Origin of the sequence: Clostridium sp. AM49-4BH (genome assembly GCF_003478335.1) — a bacterium.
GTDB lineage: Bacteria > Bacillota > Clostridia > Lachnospirales > Lachnospiraceae > Butyribacter.
This window is the reverse complement of the sequence record NZ_QUFB01000150.1, coordinates 1-610: the sequence shown is the minus strand read 5'-3', so window position 1 is coordinate 610 and position 610 is coordinate 1. Positions and strand designations below refer to the sequence as shown.

At 29.5% G+C, this 610-nt stretch carries 1 protein-coding gene; it reads right to left on the bottom strand.

Features of this window, described 5'->3' with window-relative positions; translation table 11 throughout:
- Nucleotides 1–55 precede the first annotated feature (55 nt).
- Nucleotides 56–469: a hypothetical protein gene (locus tag DW981_RS14840; protein WP_118508265.1), complete on the bottom strand. Its 414-nt coding sequence runs from the start codon at nt 467–469 to the stop codon at nt 56–58.
- Between the last annotated feature and the right edge of the window lie 141 nt (nt 470–610).

Genomic DNA, 610 nt, shown 5'->3' with positions numbered 1-610 from the left:
TTCTTATACATTTTTTCTGTATAACTATGATCATCAAAATTAACTGTAATAGCTTCTATGTTTTTTGTATGTTTATAGTGTACACAGCAACAGTGGGTAGTGTCAGTATTTTCTTATTTTCCGTATATTCATAACACATATCTCCTTTCAGCCTTCCAAAATCTTGTTTATATGAATACCATGTTACAAGCGACTGAATATATTTCTTTCCATAATCTTGGTAATAGCAATAGTTGTAAGCATCTATAAAATCTTTAATCTCTATTGCAAAGTACAATTTCCCATTTTTCCTGGCAACACTGTTATTCCAATCAATATAACTCTGCTCACAAGGTAAAGCCGTGCTTTCTGATGTTTTGGTATCCTTTCGTTTATCTTCAATCACCTTTTCGTTTTTGCAGGCAGTCAAAACAAATGTACATATCGTCATATACAAAACCCATTGTACTATATGTTTATTCTGAAACATCTTTTACTCCCTTCTTGCTATTCTTACATTTGTAAGAATTAAGACCAAAAAAATATATATGTTTTATATTACACCCGTAAGATTTAAATGTCAAGATACAATATACTTTTCTTGAAGCCTAAATATATTATATCAATATAC